Origin of the sequence: Alteromonas confluentis, from assembly GCF_001757105.1 — a bacterium.
Classification (GTDB): Bacteria; Pseudomonadota; Gammaproteobacteria; order Enterobacterales; family Alteromonadaceae; genus Alteromonas; species Alteromonas confluentis.
This window is the reverse complement of the sequence record NZ_MDHN01000043.1, coordinates 71,149-92,661: the sequence shown is the minus strand read 5'-3', so window position 1 is coordinate 92,661 and position 21,513 is coordinate 71,149. Positions and strand designations below refer to the sequence as shown.

Annotated in this window: 16 protein-coding genes; 12 read left to right on the top strand and 4 right to left on the bottom strand. The window is 48.8% G+C overall.

The features are described from left to right. The 3 genes from BFC18_RS20740 to BFC18_RS20730 form a co-directional block, all read left to right on the top strand. A partial coding sequence (locus tag BFC18_RS20740; RefSeq protein ID WP_245680317.1) for a reverse transcriptase domain-containing protein occupies window positions 1-807 on the top strand: 807 nt, incomplete at its 5' end. A 297-nt stretch (window positions 808-1,104) separates the two neighbouring features. Continuing rightward, a complete protein-coding gene (locus tag BFC18_RS20735) occupies window positions 1,105-1,854 on the top strand; it encodes a hypothetical protein (RefSeq protein ID WP_083273227.1) in 750 nt (249 codons plus the stop codon). Next, on the top strand, window positions 1,854-2,522 hold the full coding sequence (locus BFC18_RS20730) for a hypothetical protein (RefSeq protein WP_070127670.1): 669 nt from the start codon (window positions 1,854-1,856) through the stop codon (window positions 2,520-2,522). Before BFC18_RS20735 ends, BFC18_RS20730 begins: the two co-directional genes overlap by 1 nt. 49 nt (window positions 2,523-2,571) lie before the next feature. Here BFC18_RS20730 and BFC18_RS20725 read toward each other — a convergent pair whose 3' ends face one another. Beyond that, window positions 2,572-4,239 carry an amidohydrolase gene (locus BFC18_RS20725; RefSeq protein ID WP_070127669.1) on the bottom strand — a complete coding sequence of 556 codons (1,668 nt, stop codon included), beginning with the start codon at window positions 4,237-4,239 and terminating at the stop codon, window positions 2,572-2,574. Next, window positions 4,239-5,249 (bottom strand): serine/threonine dehydratase, encoded by a 1,011-nt coding sequence (locus BFC18_RS20720; protein WP_083273228.1) that lies wholly within the window; start codon window positions 5,247-5,249, stop codon window positions 4,239-4,241. Before BFC18_RS20720 ends, BFC18_RS20725 begins: the two co-directional genes overlap by 1 nt. 139 nt (window positions 5,250-5,388) lie before the next feature. On the opposite strand from BFC18_RS20720, the gene BFC18_RS20715 reads away from it, so the two are divergent. Together BFC18_RS20715 and BFC18_RS20710 are read left to right on the top strand one after the other, a co-directional pair. After that, complete coding sequence (locus tag BFC18_RS20715) at window positions 5,389-7,902, top strand: putative bifunctional diguanylate cyclase/phosphodiesterase (RefSeq protein ID WP_070127667.1); 2,514 nt, start codon at window positions 5,389-5,391, stop codon at window positions 7,900-7,902. Window positions 7,903-7,920: 18 nt separating this feature from the next. Beyond that, window positions 7,921-8,295, top strand: a complete 375-nt coding sequence (locus BFC18_RS20710; RefSeq protein WP_070127666.1) for a PH domain-containing protein — start codon at window positions 7,921-7,923, stop codon at window positions 8,293-8,295. Window positions 8,296-8,348: 53 nt separating this feature from the next. On the opposite strand, the gene BFC18_RS20705 is transcribed toward BFC18_RS20710, so the two are convergent. Continuing rightward, the gene (locus BFC18_RS20705; protein ID WP_070127665.1) at window positions 8,349-10,559 is read right to left on the bottom strand and encodes a S9 family peptidase; all 2,211 of its coding nucleotides are present in this window, start codon (window positions 10,557-10,559) and stop codon (window positions 8,349-8,351) included. A gap of 66 nt (window positions 10,560-10,625) precedes the next feature. Here BFC18_RS20705 and BFC18_RS20700 point away from each other — a divergent pair, with 66 nt between their 5' ends. The 7 genes from BFC18_RS20700 (at window position 10,626) to BFC18_RS20670 (ending at window position 20,438) form a co-directional block, all read left to right on the top strand. After that, a complete protein-coding gene (locus BFC18_RS20700; RefSeq protein ID WP_070127664.1) occupies window positions 10,626-11,258 on the top strand; it encodes an NAD(P)H-binding protein in 633 nt (210 codons plus the stop codon). A 15-nt stretch (window positions 11,259-11,273) separates the two neighbouring features. Beyond that, a complete protein-coding gene (locus BFC18_RS20695) occupies window positions 11,274-12,011 on the top strand; it encodes a tRNA1(Val) (adenine(37)-N6)-methyltransferase (protein WP_070127663.1) in 738 nt (245 codons plus the stop codon). Window positions 12,012-12,125: 114 nt separating this feature from the next. Continuing rightward, on the top strand, window positions 12,126-12,605 hold the full coding sequence (locus BFC18_RS20690) for a hypothetical protein (protein ID WP_070127662.1): 480 nt from the start codon (window positions 12,126-12,128) through the stop codon (window positions 12,603-12,605). Between the two features lies 1 nt (window position 12,606). Continuing rightward, entirely contained in the window at window positions 12,607-14,814 is a 2,208-nt protein-coding gene (gene bcsA / locus BFC18_RS20685) for a UDP-forming cellulose synthase catalytic subunit (protein ID WP_083273226.1), read from the top strand. After that, complete coding sequence (locus tag BFC18_RS20680) at window positions 14,814-17,075, top strand: cellulose biosynthesis cyclic di-GMP-binding regulatory protein BcsB (protein ID WP_070127660.1); 2,262 nt, start codon at window positions 14,814-14,816, stop codon at window positions 17,073-17,075. The genes bcsA and BFC18_RS20680 overlap by 1 nt, the downstream gene beginning before the upstream one ends. Beyond that, entirely contained in the window at window positions 17,075-18,115 is a 1,041-nt protein-coding gene (locus BFC18_RS20675) for a family 8 glycosyl hydrolase (RefSeq protein ID WP_070127659.1), read from the top strand. Before BFC18_RS20680 ends, BFC18_RS20675 begins: the two co-directional genes overlap by 1 nt. Continuing rightward, entirely contained in the window at window positions 18,105-20,438 is a 2,334-nt protein-coding gene (locus BFC18_RS20670; RefSeq protein WP_070127658.1) for a cellulose synthase subunit BcsC-related outer membrane protein, read from the top strand. Before BFC18_RS20675 ends, BFC18_RS20670 begins: the two co-directional genes overlap by 11 nt. Here BFC18_RS20670 and BFC18_RS20665 read toward each other — a convergent pair. After that, window positions 20,418-21,425, bottom strand: a complete 1,008-nt coding sequence (locus BFC18_RS20665; protein ID WP_070127657.1) for a choice-of-anchor A family protein — start codon at window positions 21,423-21,425, stop codon at window positions 20,418-20,420. The genes BFC18_RS20670 and BFC18_RS20665 overlap by 21 nt on opposite strands. Between the last annotated feature and the right edge of the window lie 88 nt (window positions 21,426-21,513).

Genomic DNA, 21,513 nt, shown 5'->3' with positions numbered 1-21,513 from the left:
ATCATAGAAAGCATTAAACGGCGGGTGCGTGATGGTAGCGTGCTGCGCTTAATCAGCCAGTTCTTAACAAGTGGGGTGATGGTTGAAGGCCATTGGCAGCAGACAGACACAGGGAGTCCGCAAGGTGGGGTAATCAGCCCCTTGATAGCGAACATCTATCTGGATGCGTTTGATAAGGAGATGATGCAACGTGGCCACCGCATAGTGCGCTACGCTGATGATATTCTTATCTTGTGTCGCAGTCGTTCAGCGGCAGAGAATGCGCAACGACAAGCGACCCAAATCCTTGAAGGTAAACTGAAGCTGACCGTGAACACAGAGAAAACCCACATCACACACAGTGATGCGGGTGTCAGGTTCCTTGGTGTGGAAATCGGGACGAAATATACCCGAATCCAAGCGAAGAAACTGGCATTGTTCAAAATGAAGCTAAAGGAGATGACAAAACGCAACGGGGGAAAACCGTTGTCACATGTCATCAACAGACTGAATCCACTGCTAAGAGGGTTCAGCCAGTACTTCAGGATTGCCAATGCCAGCAGGGCATTCAAGCAAATCGCGAGTTGGCTGAGACGCAGACTGCGCAGTGTTCAACTGAAGTTATGGAAAAAGGCGAGCCGCCTGCATCGCTGGCTACGACAGCGGGGCTACAAAGGCAAGTTCGCGTCCATGAGCATGACGAGTTGGCGCAGCGCAAGAAGCCCACTGGCAAGCTACGCGATGCCAAACAGCTGGTTTAACGAACTTGGACTGGTGAATCTGGAAGACGTTAGAACGGGAAATGTGCCCAGCAATTACGCTGGATAAACTGTACAGGAGCCGTATACGAGGCCCGTACGTACGGTTCTGTGAGAGGGATGAGGCGGTGATGCCTCACCCTACTCGATGTTAATAATAAATAACTTATCGCAACATTGTAGATGTCAGTAAATACCATTGCATAGTGGGGATGGAAATCATCTTTTTACCGTTGTAAAGCAATTGTAAAAAGAGTTTTGAGTTGATAATCTCAATTTTCGCTGTTCAGCATAGTCGCTGAGAACATAACATTTCAGTGCAAAGTGCCGGACGTAGTACGAAATCTCCTTCACATGGATGTATTGCATGAACAAACTACTGGTTTTTATTCTTGTGCTATTTGCCGTTTCCGGCTGTAAATCTACCCCCGATTACCTGAACACTAAAAGTCTTGTTACTAATTATCAGACGGTTGGTCTGGTAAGTTTTGATGTGCCTGAAGGCCTTGAGTACTTTGCCCCAAAACTAAAACAATTTTATAAGCCACGCATTGAAACAGAACTGGAAAAGGCGGGCTTTAAAACCGTGGACGCCAGCAGTTTTTATACACGCCTGAAAGAACTGAAGAAAGAAACCCCTGACCTTTATAATTCAAATACGGGACAGTTAAATGAAGCACTGTATGACCAGTTGTATAATCAGGCATTGAAAGAAACGAAGGAAAAACTCAATGTTGATATCTTTCTGTTTGCCGGTATTGATATTACGCAGGCTCACTTCTCAAATAACTTCCTGCTGGGCTACACCGCAGACTGGTATGGACAATCAGAGGACTTTCTGGAGGATGGAGTCGATGCCGGTGATGTGCTCGGATCTTTCTTCGTTGAGAAAACCGGGCACCTCCCAGGTGCTTACATTTACCTGAGTTTTAAAGACACCGAGTATAAAGATCTGTCTTTTGTCGGCGGTGGTATTGAGTTGCTGGCCCGCTTTGATGATGACGGCAACGCCAAAATGAAAACGGCCGAATACCTCTTTGATGATGAAGCTCAATTGGCGAACGCACTGGATCTCGCGTTCACGCATCTCGCTAATATTAAGCAGCGCAAGAAGTAATGAAAAACCTAATCATTGCCGGCATGCTTCTGCTGGGGATAACCGGATGTAATACGCTGGAGCCAATATTCTTTGATCCCAGGATAACGTCTCCGGCAATCGAACTGCCCGTTGATGAAAGCCAACCTGACGGGGTGCACTTTGTTATGCTGCCGCCCGCGTTTACTGACGCGTTCTCACCTTATACCCGGCAGTTCATTGCTGATTCCGCTGAATTTCTGGCTAAGAAGCAATTACAAAACCACCAGGCAGAGACCCAGCAGCACCTTTATAATGCTGCTGGTTCACAAGGTGGATTGTATAGTTCTGCGACTGGAATGCTTGATACTGGGGTGTTGAATTACGCCATTAAAAAAACTGCCTCTGACCTGTTTGAATCAGACCCTGACGTTCAGGGCGTGGCTTTTATTCATCCTTACAGAGAAAATATTGAGCGGGTTAATGGTCTTGCAGTGTGGGAAAATACAGAACAAAAACAATCGGTAATACCTGGTACTACCCGGGCTACAGGCTCAGCGGTTACCCTAAAAGTGAATTATATTCTTCGCAATGGTGAAGTGGTTTCACGGCGAGTGGGGCTTGATGCTGATGAAGCGCAATTCGTGTCGGCAGGAAAATACCGCAATATCGTAGCGTATGTATTGTCTCCGCTACTGCCATCTTTGTAGTTTGAACAGTGGGTTCAGTGTTCAAAATACAACACTGAACCCACTTTGTTTATTCAGGTAATCTCGGGTTCTTTTCTTTAAACACCTGAATACCTGCACTCCAGGTTTCCAGTACCTGGGTTTTCCAGATATCTTGTGCTGGAATATCAAAAATATCCTGATCGACAAGAATGAAATCCGCCCATTTCCCCGGCGTTAATGAGCCAAGAGTGTCTTCCATGTGTGCGGCATAAGCGGCATCCAGCGTGAAGCCCCGGAAAGCCTGTTCAACTGTCATGGCTTCATGGGCATACCAGCCTGCAACCGGCTGATTGTTGCGATCTTGTCGGGTAACCGCTGCATGCAAACCGTAGAATGGGTTTGCCAGTTCTACCGGGAAGTCTGAGCCCAGCGGAATAGGAATGCCTGAATTGAGCAGCGTTTTCCATGCATAGGCACCTTCCATGCGATCTTTACCTAAACGGTCTTCAGCCATGTTTTTATCGCTGGTCGCGTGAGTCGGCTGCATAGAAGGCAGTACATTAAGTTCAGCAAAGCGAGAGAGGTCGTCAGGGTGAATAACCTGTGCATGTTCGATACGGTTTCTGAAATCACGGTTCGGGAATTTCTTCATTGTGGTTTCAAACTGGTCTAGCGCCATCCTGTTAGCACGATCGCCGATGGCATGAAAGTTAAGCTGAAACCCCGCGCCGAGTACTTTTGAGAAAAGAGGCGCCATTTCTTCAGGCTGAGTGAGCAACAAACCGGATTGGTGTGGGTCATCGCTATAAGGTGCTAATAATGCGGCGCCGCGACTGCCCAGTGCGCCGTCGCCGTACGCTTTTACGCTACGAATGAAGAGGAAGTCGTCAGCACTGCGAACCGGTCCGTTATCTAACATGCTATCAAGGTCGTCGTCGGTGGCGCTGATCATGGCATAAATGCGCACCGGTAGTGTCTGCTCTGCAGCCCGAGCGAGGTAGAAATCATACACGGAATGGGGCACACCAGCATCGTGCATAGCCGTTACCCCCACAGACAATAAGTGTTGTCCTGTCGCATCAAGTTGCTGCTGGTATAACGCCGCTCCTGCCTTGGGCATCACCTTTTCCATTAATCCGATGGCGTTGTCAATGAGTACCCCGGAAGGGTTGCCATCGCTATCGCGGACGATTTTTCCGCCCACTGGATCGGGCGTATCTTTGGTAATGCCTGCTAATTCCAGTGCTTTGGTGTTAGCCCATCCTGCATGCGCATCTACCCGGGTCAGCCATACGGGACGGTTGCTGATTTCAGCATCCAAAATCGCTGCGGTAGGGAAGCTGCGATCCGGCCAGACTTCCTGGTTCCAGCCGCTGCCGAAGATCCACGCTTGCTTCTGATGGGCAAAGGCATAGGCTGCGGCTTTCTTGGCAGCATCTGCAGCACTTCGACTATCTCGTACATCCACTTCTAACAAACTGCTGCCGAGGCCCAGCAAGTGCCCATGGGCATCTATCAAGCCGGGCAACATTACATTACCATCGCCATCGACTACCGCATCAGCGCGCATGCTCGTTGGATCAAGGGTTTTAACCTTGCCATCCTCAATAAGAATTGAGGAAAACGATATTAGCTTACCACTATCATCAAGGGTGTAGCCCGACACGTTTTTTACCAGTGTGGTATCGGCCAGTGCTGTGGATGCTGAAAACAGCAGCGACAACACACTTATCCGCCAGGTATTTTTATTTTTCATTATTGTTCCTGTTCTTGTTCTGTGAGGTTAGGGGGCTGAAGCAAATAATCCGTGCTCCAGATTTTATGCATGCTTTGTTGACTAATGTTTCCGCCAGTAAGAATAACAACCGCAGTTTGACCCGGCGGCACTTCTAGCGACCACGATACCACTGCAGACATGGAAAGGGCGCTGGTGGGCTCCACATGGATTTTGAGCAGATGCTGGAGCCATTGCGTCCAGTAAGCAATTTGAACTTCATCCACTTCGTAGAAATCGTCTAATTGCTGCAGCAAGGGGAATGTGTGCAAACCGACAGAGGGCGTTGCTGCACCATCTGCCAGCGTGTTTGCCGGGCCGGGAAGCGATTCAATTATGCCACTTTGCAATGAACGGGAGGCGTCGTTAGCTGCTTGCGGTTCTGCACCTATCACTTTTGCGTTTGGCGCGAGTCCACGGGTGGCAAGTAACGTTCCCGATATCAGGCCGCCACCACCGCACGGCGCAAAAACAGCATCGACCTTTCCTGCATCCTCAATGGCTTCCATACAAGCGGTACCTTGCCCAGCGATAATATCTGGATGATCGAAGGGCGGGATCCAAATTGTCCCCGCTTCTTTTGCCGCCTCTGCCACAGCCGCATCAGCCTGCGGGCGGGTGGGAAACAGCTTTAGCTCTGCCCCATAACTTTTGGTCGCCGCGGCTTTTACAGCAGAGATGTTCTCGGTTGAATAAATACACGCCGGTATACCGAATTGCGACGCTGCAAATGCCACCGCCTGAGCATGATTGCCTGAACTGTTGGCTACGATTTTTTCGGGCAATGCGCCTTGTTCGGCCAACTTGCTTAGAAAATTCATCGCGCCGCGCAGTTTAAAGGCGCCCGTGGTTTGCAGACATTCAACTTTGAATAAAATGCGCTGGCCCAACCAGCGGTTCAACAGTGAAGATTCCAAAAGTGGCGTGCGAAGCACCTTGCCTTTTATTCGCGCTGATGCAGCCTGAACATCACTAAATTCAGGTAGTTGAATTGCTGACACAAAATTCTCCGAAGTAGGTAGCGTTGTTGCGATATACGTTATCACTTTTTCCGCCAGGGCTGTGAATTAATAAAAAATTCATACTTCTGACGTATTTTAGCAAGCACTTACATCGTCGAGCCGTCATGTCATGCAACAACAAAAACAAAGCAGGGTTTACTTACTTCCGGTAATTTTATTTCTGCTGCTCAGTATGTTGTTCATTTCTGCAGGTGTGTATCTGGTGAATGACGATCGCACGTCTCGTGTATCCAAAGCGAGTTCCCTGGCTAAGCAGGTGGTGAATAGTCTGGAGCTGTTTTCCACCGAGCGCCGACAGGCCATGATCAACCTAATGCAGGCCTGGCCGGCATTCTCCCCAAATGAAATTGATTGGTTTAATGTGCAGGCTGTATCGCTGATGAACATTCAGCATGGTTACACGTCTTTGTCTCTGGTCGATAAAAATGGTGTTGTGCGCTGGATTTCGCTGCCAAGAAATCATGCGCAAAGTGTGTCGCAACTGGCAAATCATGGCGGCATTCCAATCCGGGCTGGGCTACCTTCGCTTAGCCCTTCAGAACAATTTCAAAGTGTACTGCGTCGCTCTGACAAAACCGGCCATTACTTTTTGATATACGGCAGGGCCATCAGTAGTCAGCAACCCGAACTGGGTTTCGTTGTGGCTACCTTCGATATCAGCGAAACGTTAAATGTGATCATGGGGGAACTCGTCGGCCCTCAGTTTAATTTCATGTTGCTGGATAAAAACAGTCATGTACTGGAAGCAGGGGATTTTGTGGAAGATGGCTCTGTAATATCTATCTCAGATATTCAGTTTCTTGGCCGTCAGTGGTCTTTACGTATTCAGAGTCGTCCCGCAACATTTAACCCCGGGTTTTTAATTGGCGTTGTTGGAGTATTGATGTCGTTGCTAGTGAGTTGGACCTTCCATAAGCAACTCAAAGGCGCGATGAATTTAACGCAAAGTCAGCAACTTTACCGTACAGCCAGTGATGCGGCGCTGGATGCGCTGTTAATTTATCAGTTGCGCAATGGCGAGTTCGTGCTCCTCGAAGCCAATCGCATGAGCTTTACAATGTTTCCCTATCTTCAGGATGAGGCCGTATCTGCTACGCTTCATGAACACATGCGTTTGTTGGGTCATGAATCGCTCACCGAGGCCGGGCGAAAGGTGGTATTTACTGGCGAGCCATTTGAAGGCTTCCTTAAGGTTGAATGTGCGTCGGTACCTTCTGAATCCTTGAAAGTGCAAATGGTTAAGGCGGACAAAACGTTGGCAATGACCTTTCGCGATGTCACTACTGAGCAGGTGTTACAGAAAGAAGTCAGTTGGCAGGCCAGTCACGATCAGCTTACGGGTCTGTTAAACCGCTACGCTTTCGACAGCGAACTAAAAACGTTACTTGAGCAGGTCAAGCAAGGCGAGAAGACCGGCGTAATGTGTTTTATCGATATGGACCGCTTTAAACTGGTAAACGACAGTTGCGGGCATCCGGCGGGTGACAAATTGCTCAAGGAAGTGGCCGAGCTTTTTGCGTCTCACCTTGAACCTACTGATTTGCTGGCGCGAATTGGTGGTGATGAGTTCTGTATTATTTTTGCTGGCCAGACAATCACTCAGGCAACGGCAAAGCTGGATATCATCTTAGAGGCCATAGCGAGTTACCGATTCATTCACGAAGATCGTCTTTTCTATGTTGGCGCCAGTATTGGCGTGATTGCTATCGACCAGGAAAGTGGCTCCGCTGCTGAACTAATTAAAGCGGCTGACAACGCTTGCTATCAGGCTAAATATCAAGGGCGGAATCGTTATATCGTGGTGGATTCGCTGAATAATTTGCCGGATGCGCACAGTGAAAGTAACGTCTTGCAAATTGTCCACAGGGCGCTGCGGGAACATAAATTTGAGCTCTATAGTCAGTCAATTGTGCCAATGACCTCGGTTGAGGCTGACCTGCAACACTATGAGATTTTGCTGCGTTTACCCGATGGACAGGGCGGATTAATCAGTCCTGGGCTGTTCATTCCGTTAGCAGAGCGTCACGGCTTGATGAATTTAATAGACGGCTGGGTTGTCGACCAGACGCTGACCACGCTCGAAGCTTATCCTGACCATTTGGAACATCTTGGTAAGGTCGCCATAAACTTGTCTGGTTTAACGTTGGGCGACCCGGCAAAACTCGACCATATCGTCAAGCGAGTGATGACGTCGAAAGTGCCTGCGCATAAGATTTGTTTTGAAATAACCGAAACCGCGGCAGTAACCAATATCAGTGCAGCGAAACACTTTATTCATACCTTGCGAGAAAAAGGCTGCCTGTTTGCTTTGGATGATTTTGGTGCGGGCATGTCTTCGTTCACTTATCTGAAAAATCTGGATGTGGATTTCGTCAAAATAGACGGTTCGTTTGTGAAAAACATGGCGAGCGACAGTATTGATCATGAAACAGTAAAAGCCATCAATGCCATCGCGCAGAGTATGGGCAAGCAAACTATCGCCGAATTTGTTACCGACGACGCTACCTGCAAGGCGCTTAAAGCATTGAATGTGGATTTCGGGCAGGGTTTCGCACTTGGGAAGCCATTACCGTTAATGAACAGATTACAAAGCCGTGATAATGTAAGCCGACTTCGTGCGTGAACAGAAAAAGGAGAGCACATGGGTTTATTTGATGCGTTACTCGGCAATGCCAGCGAGACCGACCCGCAGGCGGTTGGTGAAGAGTTATCCCCCGTACTTGGAGATAACGAAACTGTGGTAAGTGCTTACAAACTGGTGAGAGACCTGATTGTCTTTACTTCAGGTCGACTCATCCTGATTGACAAGCAAGGACTCACAGGCCGCAAAGTGAATTATCACTCTATTCCTTATAAGTCTATTACCCAGTTTGTGGTAGAAACGGCAGGCCATTTCGACACTGACTCTGAGCTTAAAATTTGGGTTTCCGGGCAGGACCAGGCGATTGAAGTTGAACTGAGTAAAAACGCCGCGCAAGGTGTGCAACATCAGTTAGCAAATCGATTGTTTGGCTGATGAGAAAAGCGAAAATAGAGAAACGGGCTGCAATTTAGCAGCCCGTTTTTAGTTTAGTCTTTTTCAGGATGCAGATTCCGATTGAAGAAATTAGTGATTGTTTTGTACAAATGAATGCCGGTTTGCTTACCACGAATACTGTGTTTTTTACCCGGGTAATCCATGGTTTCAAACGGAATTGCCATGTCCTGTAAATGTTTGTACAGCTTGGTGCTGTGAGTAAACAGAACGTTGTCATCGGCCATGCCGTGATAAATCAGCAGATCACCTTTTAGATCTTTCGCGTAAGGGAACACGCTTGATGCTGTATAGGCATCGTCGTCGGTTTTCGGGTTACCCATATAACGTTCAGTGTAGTGGGTATCGTATAGACGCCAGTCAGTGACCGGCGCGCCGGAAACGCCAGCGGCAAAATATTCACCGGCCTGGAACATGGTCATTAGCGTCATGTAGCCGCCGTAGCTGTGGCCATGAACGCCGATGCGGTCTGCATCTACGTAAGGTAACGTACGCAGGAATTTCACACCCGCAACTTGATCCTGTACTTCAATAGAGCCCATTTTCTTGAAAATCGGGTCTTCAAAGGCTTTACCGCGATAGTTAGAACCACGGTTATCGATGCTGAATACCACGTAGCCCTGGTCAACCCAGTACTGCATCAACAGTCCACGGTTGCCCGCCCAGCTATTTGTGACCACTTGGGCGTGCGGACCACCGTAAAGGTAAACAATAACCGGATGTTTCTTTTCAAGGTTTTCAGGCTTGTAAAGGCGATAGAAAAGCTCTGCGCCATCATCAGCTTTGAAGCTGCCAAATTCAGGTTTTGTCCAGCTGTCCATGTATGGCGCCAGCGGATGATTCTCATCAATGGCGTTTTCTTCCAGCCAGGTAAGCTGTTCGCCATCGGCCTTATGCAGGCTTACCTGCGCAGGATGATTAATCGTCGACATGCTATCTACATAGATGGAAGCATCTGACGAGAAGGTGATGTTATGGAAGCCGTCTTCCTGAGAAATACGGGTGATGTCGCCACCGGCCAGTGGTACGCGATACAGATGACGCTCCAGCGGCGTATCTTTACGGCCGGTGAAGTAAACTTCGCCAGCTTTCTTATCTACTGCAACCACATCGTCAACCACCCAGTCGCCTTTGGTTAGTTGGCGAACCTGTGAGCCGTCATTGTTGTACAAATAAAGATGTTTAAAGCCATCGCGCTCAGACGCCCAGATAAACTGGTTGCTGTCGCTCAGAAAACGCAGGTCGTCATTCAGGTTCACCCAGGTGTCGCTGCTTTCTTTCAGCAACACTTTTTGTTTCTTGCTAGACAGATCGTAAGCGCGCAGTTCGAGTTGCTGTTGGTCACGGCTTTGCCACTGATAGGTAAACACATTTGAGTCTGGCATCCAGTTACCACGGGCCAGATAGATATCTTTGTTTTTACCCAAATCAATCCACTGACGCTCGCCACTCCCAATGTTTTGAACGGCTAACGTGATTTCTACGTTTGGTGTACCGGCAGAAGGATATTTCTGTTCAATGGTTTTGATGTTGTCGGCATAAATCTCGGAACGGGTGATCACTTCAACCGGTGATTCATCCACACGGGTGAACGCAATATAGCTTTCATCCGGCGACCACCAGTAGCCAGTCATCCGGCTCATCTCTTCCTGGGCCACGAATTCGGCCATACCATACTTAATATTACCGCCACCGCCTTGAGTTATGGCAGTTTCCTTGCCGGTAGCAATGTGTTTTACATACAGGTTCTGGTCGCGGATATAGGCAATGTAATTGCCCTTGGGCGACAAGGTGATGTCGGTTTCAAATGCGTCGGTATCAAGCAGTTGCTTGGCCCCTTCTTTACCCAACTGATGATAGAATACATCGCCACCAAGCGGGAACAGCAGGGCTTTACCATCGGCTGACCACTGGTAGCTTACAATACCACTTCCAGAAAGACGCATGCGCTCACGACGGGCTTTTTCTTCATCAGACAGTTCGCCATCGCCTTGTGCCAGGGTGGCTGAGTCGAATAACATGCGGGTTTCGCCTGAATTAATGTGGTATTCCCACAAATCCAGTTGGTCGTAATCGGTTTCCTTGCCGCGTAGGAAGGTTACGCGTTGGCCGTCAGGAGAGACTTTCAGCGAGCGCGGCGCACTGCCTTCCAATGAGGGCGAATCGTAAATTCGTTCGATGGTAAGATCTTTGGCATGAGCCAGTGAACTGAGCATGAGGGCTCCCAGTAATAAAGTTTTTTTCATTTGTTATCTTCGGCTTTGTCTTAGATGCTAGTTATTATTTGTTGTGATTATAGAGGATGACATAAGGTGCATGGCAATAAAACTGCTTTGGTGCTGGGTGCGACAGGATTAGTGGGAAAGGCGTTGGTTCGCCAGTTACTTGTCGATCCTCGCTACACCAGTATTACCCTGCTGGTTCGTCGTCCTTTACCTGCGAGTTTATTCAGCGATCCAGCGGGAAAGCTGAATCCCATTGTTATCGATTTCGGCGCATTGCAGGACTACCAGGGCTATTTCAGTGTGAGTCACGTGTACTGCTGTTTGGGGACCACGATGAAAATCGCAGGTTCGAAAGCGGCGTTTCGAAAGGTTGATTTTGAATACGTGCACATTGCGGCCCAGTTAACCCGTGCTCAGCGCGCGGAAAGTTTTGTTTGGATCTCTTCTGTGGGGGCCGATGCAAAAAGCGCTAACTTTTATTTGCGGGTAAAAGGCGAGCTGGAAAATGCGCTGATGCGTATGCCGCAATTACCTAATGCAGCAGCCGTTAGGCCATCTTTATTGTTGGGCGAAAGAGCAGAATCGCGACCTGCTGAAGATATCATGCAAGCTTTGGCGCCCATGCTGGGGAAACTCATGGTGGGGCCGCTTAAAAAGTATCGCCCTGTGACGGCTGCCGAAGTCGCGCATAAAATGATTACCCTGCAACATTTTGAATAAATGGAATAAACAGAGATGAGCCGTGGGTTTCGCTGTAAACAATTCACCGTAAAGCAGGATAACTGCGCAATGAAGGTGAATACCGATAGCATGATCCTTGGCAGCTGGGCAGACCCCGGTAACAGCACGCGCATTCTCGATATTGGTACCGGTAGCGGAATACTGGCACTGATGATGGCGCAGAAATCTCAATCTCAGGCTCACGTTACGGCGGTTGAGCTCGATAGTGTTGCCTGCGCGCAGGCTGGTGAGAACTTTGCTGACAGCCCGTGGGCAGCGAGAATGAATGTGTTGTCAGGCGATGTTGCGAAGCTAGCTCTACCCGAGCAATTTGATTGCATTATTTCCAACCCACCTTATTTTGCATCGATAAACGATACGTCGAACGCTTATGATTCCCTTACGTCATCCCGGGCAGCCGCCAGGTTAGAAAATAGTCTGTTACCGCAGACACTCATGGACGTCGTAAAACGCCAATTATCTGACTGTGGTGTGTTTTATTGCCTCTATCCCATCGAACGAGAAGCTCACGTCACAGATGTCGCCAAAAGCGCGGGGCTCGGGCTTGTGGCCCGTCTTTCCGTGAGCGCTGTTACCAACAAAATGCCTTATCTGGTAGCGCTTAAATTCACCCCTCTGCAAATGTGCACGAAAAATGCACTATCCACTACAGATCTGGTGATCAGGGATGTAGCCGGCGAATATACGCCAGCATTCCGTCACTTGTGCCAGGAATTCTATTTAAAGTTCTGACTGATTATTGAACAGTCATGTTCAATGTTATAGATTGATATATGTAACGGTCATTATTAGAATTTCCCAATTCCGGCACTGCTGGAACATTTTAAAGGGTGGGAGCCTCCAATTATGTCGTTCGATAACTTTCCGCTGCAGGAAGGTTCGGCTGAAGATACTTTTGGAATGAATAACGCAGAAGCCTCGACAGAAGGCTTTTTAGGCAACACGGTATCGCAGCTTAGAACTCTTTGGCAGCAACGGCTTTGCTTATTTCGCGATGCCGAAAAATCACTACAAAAAGCTAAGCGCCTGATGGCAGCATGGATGGTTGTTGTCGTCGCTGGCTTTTCGATGCTCAGTTTTTCATTATTTGTGGCGCCCGTAACCTCTGAGTGGATGTTCGCTGGTGGATTCATTGCATTTGCCATGGGTATGATTTTTCAACCATTTTGCTATGTTTGGGTGAAGCAACAACGCAAACATCGCGATGCACTATCACGACGGTTTTACGTCAGTAATCATGAAGTGGAAATTACTGACAGTCATCTGGTGTTAATTAACCGCGGGAATTACGCAGCAGTTACTCAGGTTCCCATACTGGAGCACTAAATTGTCTCAAGTTAGAGAAAGCGGTGTCCGTTCCTGGGGGCTCAGCCTACTATTTGTTGCCGGATTATCCTTACTCACCTTTTTATTATTGATTCCGATGGACTCCGGCTCACAATTGCTGGCGTCTATGGTGATCCTGATCATCGTTCATCTATGCTCGCAGGAATCAAAAGCCTATCATCGCTACCAACAGTGGTTTCGTATGGTGGCCATGTTTCTGGGATTAGCGCTCACTGTTCGATACCTGATGTGGCGCGGACTTTATACACTTACCGCGGTGGATATATTTTCTCTGATAGCAGTTTGGTTGCTGTTTCTGGCAGAGATTTACGCAGGTATTACCCATATTATGGGATGCATGGTTAACGCTTTGCCTTTGAGTCGGCCTCTGAAAACGATTCGCGACTTGCCTGATAGTGCGTTACCCACCGTGGATGTACTTATTCCAACCTATAATGAAGATGCACACCTGCTTGAGATCACGCTTCGGGCCGCGCTGATGCTTGACTACCCGGAAAGTAAGTTGGCCATACACCTGCTCGACGATGGCAGCACCGAGCAGAAGATAACGCAATCAGATGCGCAGGGGGCTGCTGCCGCGAAAGCCCGCAAGGCTGAGTTAAGTGCCCTATGCGAGCGGCTTGGCGTGCACTATCACACCCGCAAACTGAACCACCATGCAAAAGCGGGCAACATCAACGACACCTTGCTCGAAACCAACGGCGAATTGGTAGTGATTCTTGATGCAGATCATGTGCCGACAAGAGATTTTCTGGATCACACCGTGCCCTGGCTGGTGGAAAACGAGAAAGTCTTTCTGGTACAAACGCCACACTTCATGGCAAATCCGGACCCTGTTGAGCGTAATTACTTTTCCGCCTTCAGCCGCATGCCATCAGAAAACGATATGTTTTACGGCACCATTCAACGCGGATTGGATTTTTGGTCTTCGTCGTTTTTCTGTGGTTCTGCAGCGGTGCTTCGTCGCGCGCACTTAATGGAAGTCGGTGGTTTGTCGGGTGACTCCATCACCGAAGATGCTGAAACTGCGTTCGATCTGCACGCTTTAGGATATGAGTCTGTGTACGTAGATCGACCCATGGTGAGCGGATTAGCACCAGAAACCTTCGATGCTTTTGTCACACAGCGTATGCGCTGGGCGCAGGGAATGACACAAATCCTGCTACTCAAAAAGCCCTTCATGGAACGTCAGTTGAGTTGGCACCAGCGAATTGGCTATATGAGTTCCATTTTGTTCTGGCTGTTTCCCTTCGCGCGGATCATCTTTTTGCTCATGCCGCTGGCTTATCTGGTGTTTGACCTTCAGGTGTATCACGCGTCCATGGCAGATATTTTTGCTTACACCGTGCCCCACGTTATGGCTACCTACATGCTGTCGACCATGTTGTTCGGTAAAACCCGATGGCCGTTGGTATCCGAACTTTATGAAATTCTGCAGTGTATTTTTACCTTAAGAGCGCTCATGAGAGTATTTAGAAACCCTAGAGCGCCGTCGTTCGTCGTTACGCCCAAAGGGGAGAATTTGACTCGTACCTTTATTTCGCCGTTGTCTGGGGTTTTCTATTCATTATTAATTCTGGTGACCGTTGCAATGGCGGCGGGCATACTTAAGATGATATATGAGCCGCTAACCCGGGAGCTTACAGCCGTAGTTCTGGCCTGGAATTGTTTCAACTTTATTTTGTTGATTAGTGTGTTAGGCGTATTGGTTGAACGCAAACAGGTTCGCGAGCAGGCAAGACTTCCTGCCAACGACGAGGTCAGTTTGGTGGATGCTGATGGCAAGGCGTGGCCCGGCCATCTCATGGACTTATCTTTAGGCGGCGCGAGAGCACAAATTGCTGGTGATTTGAGTGCATTGCAAAGTCAGGTGTCTTTGCGCACGCAGCGAGAAGGCGATATTGAGCCTGTTCTATTGCCCGCCAGTATATTAGATGTATCACCTCAACGGCAGCAAGTACGTATTCAATTCAACCGTGATACGCAGCACATCGGGAATGTTATCCGCTTTGTATTAGGCGATAGCCGCCGTTGGCAAAGTTTTCAGCGGCGTCGAACAAGACCTATTTCTTATTGGTTTGGTGTGAAGCATGTAGTCAGCGTAAGTATCAGCCCTGCAATTCAACATTTTTATCTGCAAAGCCGCCGTTTGTGGCGGAAATTGCGAACAGCGAAGGAAGGCACTTAATGGCACAGCGATTTTTCTTTTTACTGGTTTTTATCGCTTCAGTTTTTCAGGTTCAGGCGCAACAGACCCATACGGTCAGATTATCTGAACTTTATGCCGGTGACAGCACATTGCGACTGGAGGGGGCGATGGCAGAGTTTGACCTTTCTGTTCCGTTGGCCGGAGGCTTGGAAGTAGAAAAAGCCACGCTGGATATGCGTGCAGTTAGCTCAATCGCCTTGCTCAAACAGCGTTCGGTAATGGCTATTCGATTCAATAACGCCACCATATTTCAACAGGCCTTAGACCCTCAATTGCCGAATTTTCGTCCGCAGGTCGATATTCCCGCTGAACTTTGGCGAGAGGGATATAACACGCTAACCTTCGTGGTGGCTCAGCACTATGCCAATCAATGTGTCGACAATGCGGCCCCGGAATTATGGAGCGAAATTGATTTATTCCGTTCGGTGATTTCTGTGACAACGCAGCCGGGAAGTGGCCCTACTGTTGTTGGCGATATCAGCGACATGTTTAATGCCGGCATTGGTCGTCAGCAAGCCGTAACACTCTATACCTCAGGCAATGCCGAGCAAGGCATTTTATCCGATGCGTTGCCTGTGGTTGCACAGGCGCTGGCACTTCGTGCCGACTATCAGCAATTAGCCATTAAGCATGATATTTTAAGTGATGTCTCTGAAATCCCAGCGCCATCAGTTCCTTGGTCTGAAGAACAGCTCGCCGAATTAGCACGCAGTAGCCATTATCTGACAGAACAAGACTCAGGCAAGCTTCACGTACTGGTGGGAACGGTATCATCGCTCCGGGAAAATCTTTCTGAGCAGACGTATAACCAGATCAGTGGGGCATATTTGGGGGTTGAAACCACACCTGCTATCGAAGTTGACGATGAAATACGCGTGCCGGCATCCCACCGGTTAATTGTGTCAGGGACCAACAGCGAGCAGGTAATGCTGGCCGCAAAAGCATTGGCCCTGATGGACGATGGTCTGAACCAGGATGCTTCAGTGGTGGTTGATGACGTGCGGGCGAGCAGTGATGATGCCTTGCTGAAAGCCGATACCTTGACACCCGGCGAGAGCTATTCGCTGGCCGATATGGGAGACGGTGGTGCGGAATACCGCGGGGAAACATCGACAACCAAACGCATTCAGTTCTCCTTGCCCGCCGATTTCTATGTGCCTGAAAATGCCTCGGTCACGCTGCTACTGAATTTCGCCTATGGTGCTGCGTTTGGTCAGGGGTCGATGATGAATGTGCTGATTAATGGCGAGTTGGTGCATGGTTTGCCGCTGACGAACCCTTACGGTGAGTCATTTAGCCAGTATCAGTTAAACGTGCCGGCAAGACACCTGAAGGGCGGTACCAACGCCATTGAATTCGATGTAGCCATGCGCGCGCCTATCACTGATGTGGTGTGTGACGATGTGGTTGGCCGTCACCTGCACTTTCAGTTGCTGCCTAGCAGTCGCATAGAGTTACCCAAAGCCGGACATGTTGCCCGTCAGCCTGATCTCACCTTATTTGCCGATGCGGCTTATCCCATGGCAACTGTTTCTGGTCAAAGCGCCGATATTTACATTACCGAAGAGGCTATGCGCGGTGCGGCATTAACGCTTAGCGGTAAATTGGCGCAAACGGTGAATACGCTCATTCCTGATTTACATATCGTTAGCGGTGTGCCTGAAACAACCACCGACACGGCCTTCGTGCTAATGACACCGCAAACCGTGCCGAATGGTTACGCTGAACCATTCTCTGCAAATCTGGCGAACACCAAACAATGGCCGTATCGCATACAGAACTTGCTACACAACCGACTGCGGGATGCCTCAGAAGAACGCAAACCCGGTTTCATTATGCACGGCGCAACTGTGCAACAAAGTACTCTGGGAAATATGGGCGTGCTGGTGGCGCAGAAAAATCCTCAGGGGCAACGAACCGGTACGGTATTCATGATGGCTGCTGAAAATGCCGAACTGTTAGCCGACAGAATGCAGGACTTAACTTCTCCGGCTATCTGGGGGCAATTGGCAGGTGACTTTGTCGCCTGGGATAACAGCGAACAGCCAGAACTGGTTATGCAGGTAGCCGATGTTTACGTGGTGGGGGAATTTGAGGATTCCTGGTTGCAAACGCGGATGTGGCTGTCGAATCATCCGTGGATTTGGCTGATGGCACTGGTCATTGTGGTTATCGTTTGTGCAGCGTTAGCCTTACTGCTGTTGCGTCGTCGGAATAAGAAGATTCAGGAAAATTGGTAATGTTTCGCAAAGCGATTGTTGCACTGGTAATGATAGTAATGATTAACGGTTGTGCTCCGGTAAGAAAAGATAACTTTTCGGTTGCCTGGAAACATTTCCACTCGGCTTTTTATGACAATGGCCGCATTGTTGATACCGGTAATGAAAACGTGTCGCACAGTGAAGGGCAGGGGTACGGTATGTTGTTCGCGGTGACTGCCGGTGATAAAGCGCATTTCGACGAAATATGGAAGTGGACAGCAGATACCTTACAGCGAGCCGATAAACTGTTTAGTTGGCGCTATGTACCTTGTGCCGCGGCAGACCGCACTTGTGTAGACGATCCTAACAATGCCTCCGATGGTGATCTGCTTATCGCCTGGTCGTTATTACGGGCCGCGGACAAATGGCAGGAAGAACACTATCGTAAGTCAGCATTGGCGATTCTCGCTGCTATGCGAAGCGCAGTGGTGGTCGCTAAAAATGATTATGTACTGCTGTTGCCAGGCGAGCAGGGATTCACTTATCCCAATGGAGATGTGCAGATCAACTTATCCTACTGGATCTTTCCTGCTCTGCATGCGGCTGCTGATGCCACTGGTGATGAGAGTTGGGATGATCTCGCAGTATCCGGTATTAGTCTGATAACCCAAGCAAATGCACAGTGGTCACTAACTCCCGATTGGCTTCGTGTTACCTCCGACGGAATTTCAATTGAAAATGTGGTGAATGCAGAGTTTGGCTTCAATGCCTGTCGTATTCCACTGCAACTAGCCTGGCAGAATGTTGATAAATCTGTCGCTCAACCTTTTCTATCTTATTGGAACAATGGTGCTGCCCCGGCTACCCGTAATCTGGCGACGGGGGAAACAGCTGAATACGGCATGACCGCCGGCATGATTGCCGTTAATAAAGCCACGGCGGCCTTGTACCAGCAGCCTCAAAATAACACCGACGCCAACAACAGTTTTGTCATTACCGATAAACTGGATTACTACTCTGCCAGTTTGGTGATGCTAAGTCTGGTTGCGTTGAAAGACGGAGGCTTTGATGAAGGCTAAGATTAGTCTTTCTTTTGCCATCGCCGTTGCGCTTGCCGCGCCAACGCCTTTTGCGTTAACAGCACCCGCATTGCTCACATCGTCTGCCCCTGATCTTACCGGTGTGTGGTACCACATCAGGCATGAACAAACTGATTTAGCCAACGCAGAATTTCAACGTCTTAAACAGAAATATCCCCAATGGACACCCGATGAAGCACTTTCTGAAGCTTTGGAAGCGCTGAATCGTCCACCTGCGCCAGCCAAGCCAATAGCGCCGCCGATGTCTGAAGCATCGAATCCACAGAATAAGCCTGATGAAATGTCTTTGCTGATGGGGCAATTGGCTAATATGAATGACAGCCAATGGCAGACCGTGTCCAGCGACCTCATTGATCGGGCGGAAGGCTTTGCACTGACAGAGCGTAACGACGATGCCTTGCTGTTGATGGGTTGGATAAATATGGCTCGCCAGCACTTTGAGCGTGCTCGGGATCTGTTCAGTGAAGTTAGCGATAATAGTAGTAAGGCACGTAATGATGCCATCGGGGCGGCGATTGATGCGCTAGTGTTTAATGCCATCGCTCAGAATGATCGGGTGGCTCTAGAGAAGCTTTTCTCTGCATACCCTGTTCAAACCCAGCCGTTACTGCGTGGTGCCGCCTGGGACGCTTTTGACAATAACGCCATGGACAAGGCCAACATGTTGTTCAGCGTGATTGATGAACGCTTAGGAAGGGTTTTGTCGTTGGCAGAGTTGCATCGTAACGATGAAGCATCGACACTGGCATGTTCCACTACCGGTAATCCTGAGGTCGAAAATTGGTGCAATAGTGCGCTGGCAACACAGCTAGTCACCCGCTACGAAAATGCAGATTATACTGGCAGCATCGCCATTGCCGAGCAGCTTGACGAGCGGGGTGGGATGACCCCAGCACTCAATCAACTCTACGGTTGGTCACTAGCCAACGATGAACAGTTCAGTAAAGCCAGAGTGGTATTTGGCGATTTACTGAAGCAGGCTCCTGACGATAAAGAGTCACAAAACGCGTTGATTCATGCGTACAACTACGATGCCGAAGCGCTTGGGCCACTGGCGGCAGAATATCCTTTTGTTGCGGAATTTATTGCTTCCCAGCATGGTGAGCTGGCGTGGGGGAGAAAACAGTTTGATCTAGCCAATCGTACAGGGATCACCCGAGCCAAAGCGACTGTCGACAGTAATTTGCAAGCTTACGTTGGCCTGACAACTCGTCATCGTAACGGGTTGCGTGGCCTTGGACACCTGGATGAACAGGCCGGATACGCCGGCATGTCTACCGTTGTTGACGACATTAAAATTGATTTATCGGTTCGTCACGAGCGACTTTTCTCTGGTACTGGCGCTGAAGGTACATTCTTTGGTGGTGGCGCTGTTGGCACAACTTTTACTGGCGATACCATGCAAACTGGCCAGGGCATTGAAGTGGATGTGACACGTCAGGCGAAGGATTGGACTGGTTATGCCAACCTGGGATATTTGCTATTTAATCAACCTGTTTCAACCCGTTTTACCGGTGCACTTGGCGGCACCTACTTTCAGCCAAACTGGCAACTTTCAATTATGGGCTATCGTCAGCGGCGTAAAGACAGCATGCTGAGTCAAACCGGCACGCATTGGCGTGGAGAGAATCCCTTTACAACTGCCTGGGGCGGAGTTCTGCAAACCGGTATGAAAGGACTCGGTGTGCTTACACTTAATGACCGCTGGGCGGTGTCATCCAGTTTTAACTTCGCTGCGTTAGAGGGTGAAGGGGTGAAAGATAATGGCACTTATTCGCTTCGCATGGATATGAGCCGCGACCTGTTAGATAATATTGACAGCGAGCGACTCGATTATTTACGTGTTGGGCCTTATATCAGCTGGCAAAAATACGACCACGACCTGAGCGATTTTACATTGGGACAGGGTGGATATTTTAGTCCTCAACGTTTCGTTAGTGCTGGTGCGAGTGCAGAGTTACTTAGTGCTGAAGCGCAACAATGGCAAATTCGTAGTCGGTTAAGCCTGGGTTGGTCTTCGGTGTATGAAGAGGGAGGCGCACGTTTTCCCTTAAGCCCCGAGACATTTGGTGAAGTATCACCTTCCAATCAAAAAGGGATAAGTGCTGACATCTTCGTAGAGGGGCAGTATCAGTTTGCAAGTCACTGGTCTGTGGCGGGTTACATTAGCCGTTCTCACGCTGTGGCTTATCAGGCTACGTTTGCAGGTATTGAATTGCGGTGGTACGCCGCACCACGTCGCGGCGTTACCAGTGATACATTGTTTGGCTCGAAACCGGCGTTAAAGGACTTTCTTTTTTAGCAGCGTTTGACGAATACCCAATGCCACAAGCATTACGATAAACAGTGCGCCGCCTGGTTCATCCACATTGAAAGACAAATCACCAAAACGGTAGTCATTAATTTGCCCGGTGAATTCACCTACAGGCGAGCTCAGACTTTTTACGATGAAATTCCCGTCTATTTGGCCGTCATAAAAAACGGTGTCTGCCAGCGGTGCCAGAATACTGCCTTTAAACGCAATCGCATTAAGTGAAAGCGACGTTGCGTCTACGAAATTAAACAACACGTTATTGGCGAACAAGCCATTGCTGCGATACACACCCGGTTGATTGTCGCGGATTTGCATACCATCTGCACCAAAGAAGCCGGTATTAAACAAATCTACAGTGTCACCAAATACATTAATAATATTCAGGCTGTCGGAAGCAACATTAAGATAAATACTTTTGTCTGATGCTGACAACGTGTCTGCATCGATGGAGAAAACATTGAAGTCGCTGTTTCCGTTAAAGCTGATGCTCCACACATCTGTACCGTTGCCGGTAATTGCTGTTGTTGCGGTATCTGTCATTGCTCCCCACAGCGACGACGTGCTGAGTAAGTCGGCACTGACGGTGGAGAAATCAAAACTGCTATCCTGATAAAAAGTGTGGCTATTATTGGTTTGGTCTTCATTGTACAAGCCAACAGAGGCGTCGATGTCGATATTGCCACCGGCAACGGCATCGCCGTTATAAATCCTCGCGTCCCGCAGATACACGTCACCGCCGACAGTAAGAATATTCTGGCCATTGTCTGCTGACTGTAAACCAACGCTGTAATCCTGAGCGGAGAAATTCCCTCCCACAGCAAGCTGACCTTCAACATCAGAATGCTCGGCAGTCATGTCTTCAATGATATAGGCATTAAAGTTAAATGCTTCGTTTAAATACAAGGGAGAAGCGTAAGAAAGAGGACTGCAGAACAGCAACCCGATAGCGAGATGTTTTAAACGCAGATTGATCATGAAGACTCCGCAGGTTAGAAGAACATGCTGACCAGTTAACGACGCCTGGTGATGAATTAATCAAAAATGAGAATTTATTGTACGTTAA

Bases quoted from the DNA above. Each gene is read 5' to 3' on its own strand.
- BFC18_RS20735 (WP_083273227.1), top strand. From the start codon at position 1,105: ATGAACAAACTACTGGTTTTTATTCTTGTGCTATTTGCCGTTTCCGGC.
- BFC18_RS20730 (WP_070127670.1), top strand. From the start codon at position 1,854: ATGAAAAACCTAATCATTGCCGGCATGCTTCTGCTGGGGATAACCGGA.
- BFC18_RS20725 (WP_070127669.1), bottom strand. From the start codon at position 4,239: ATGAAAAATAAAAATACCTGGCGGATAAGTGTGTTGTCGCTGCTGTTT.
- BFC18_RS20715 (WP_070127667.1), top strand. From the start codon at position 5,389: ATGCAACAACAAAAACAAAGCAGGGTTTACTTACTTCCGGTAATTTTA.
- BFC18_RS20710 (WP_070127666.1), top strand. From the start codon at position 7,921: ATGGGTTTATTTGATGCGTTACTCGGCAATGCCAGCGAGACCGACCCG.
- BFC18_RS20705 (WP_070127665.1), bottom strand. From the start codon at position 10,559: ATGAAAAAAACTTTATTACTGGGAGCCCTCATGCTCAGTTCACTGGCT.
- BFC18_RS20695 (WP_070127663.1), top strand. From the start codon at position 11,274: ATGAGCCGTGGGTTTCGCTGTAAACAATTCACCGTAAAGCAGGATAAC.
- BFC18_RS20690 (WP_070127662.1), top strand. From the start codon at position 12,126: ATGTCGTTCGATAACTTTCCGCTGCAGGAAGGTTCGGCTGAAGATACT.
- BFC18_RS20680 (WP_070127660.1), top strand. From the start codon at position 14,814: ATGGCACAGCGATTTTTCTTTTTACTGGTTTTTATCGCTTCAGTTTTT.
- BFC18_RS20675 (WP_070127659.1), top strand. From the start codon at position 17,075: ATGTTTCGCAAAGCGATTGTTGCACTGGTAATGATAGTAATGATTAAC.
- BFC18_RS20670 (WP_070127658.1), top strand. From the start codon at position 18,105: ATGAAGGCTAAGATTAGTCTTTCTTTTGCCATCGCCGTTGCGCTTGCC.
- BFC18_RS20665 (WP_070127657.1), bottom strand. From the start codon at position 21,425: ATGATCAATCTGCGTTTAAAACATCTCGCTATCGGGTTGCTGTTCTGC.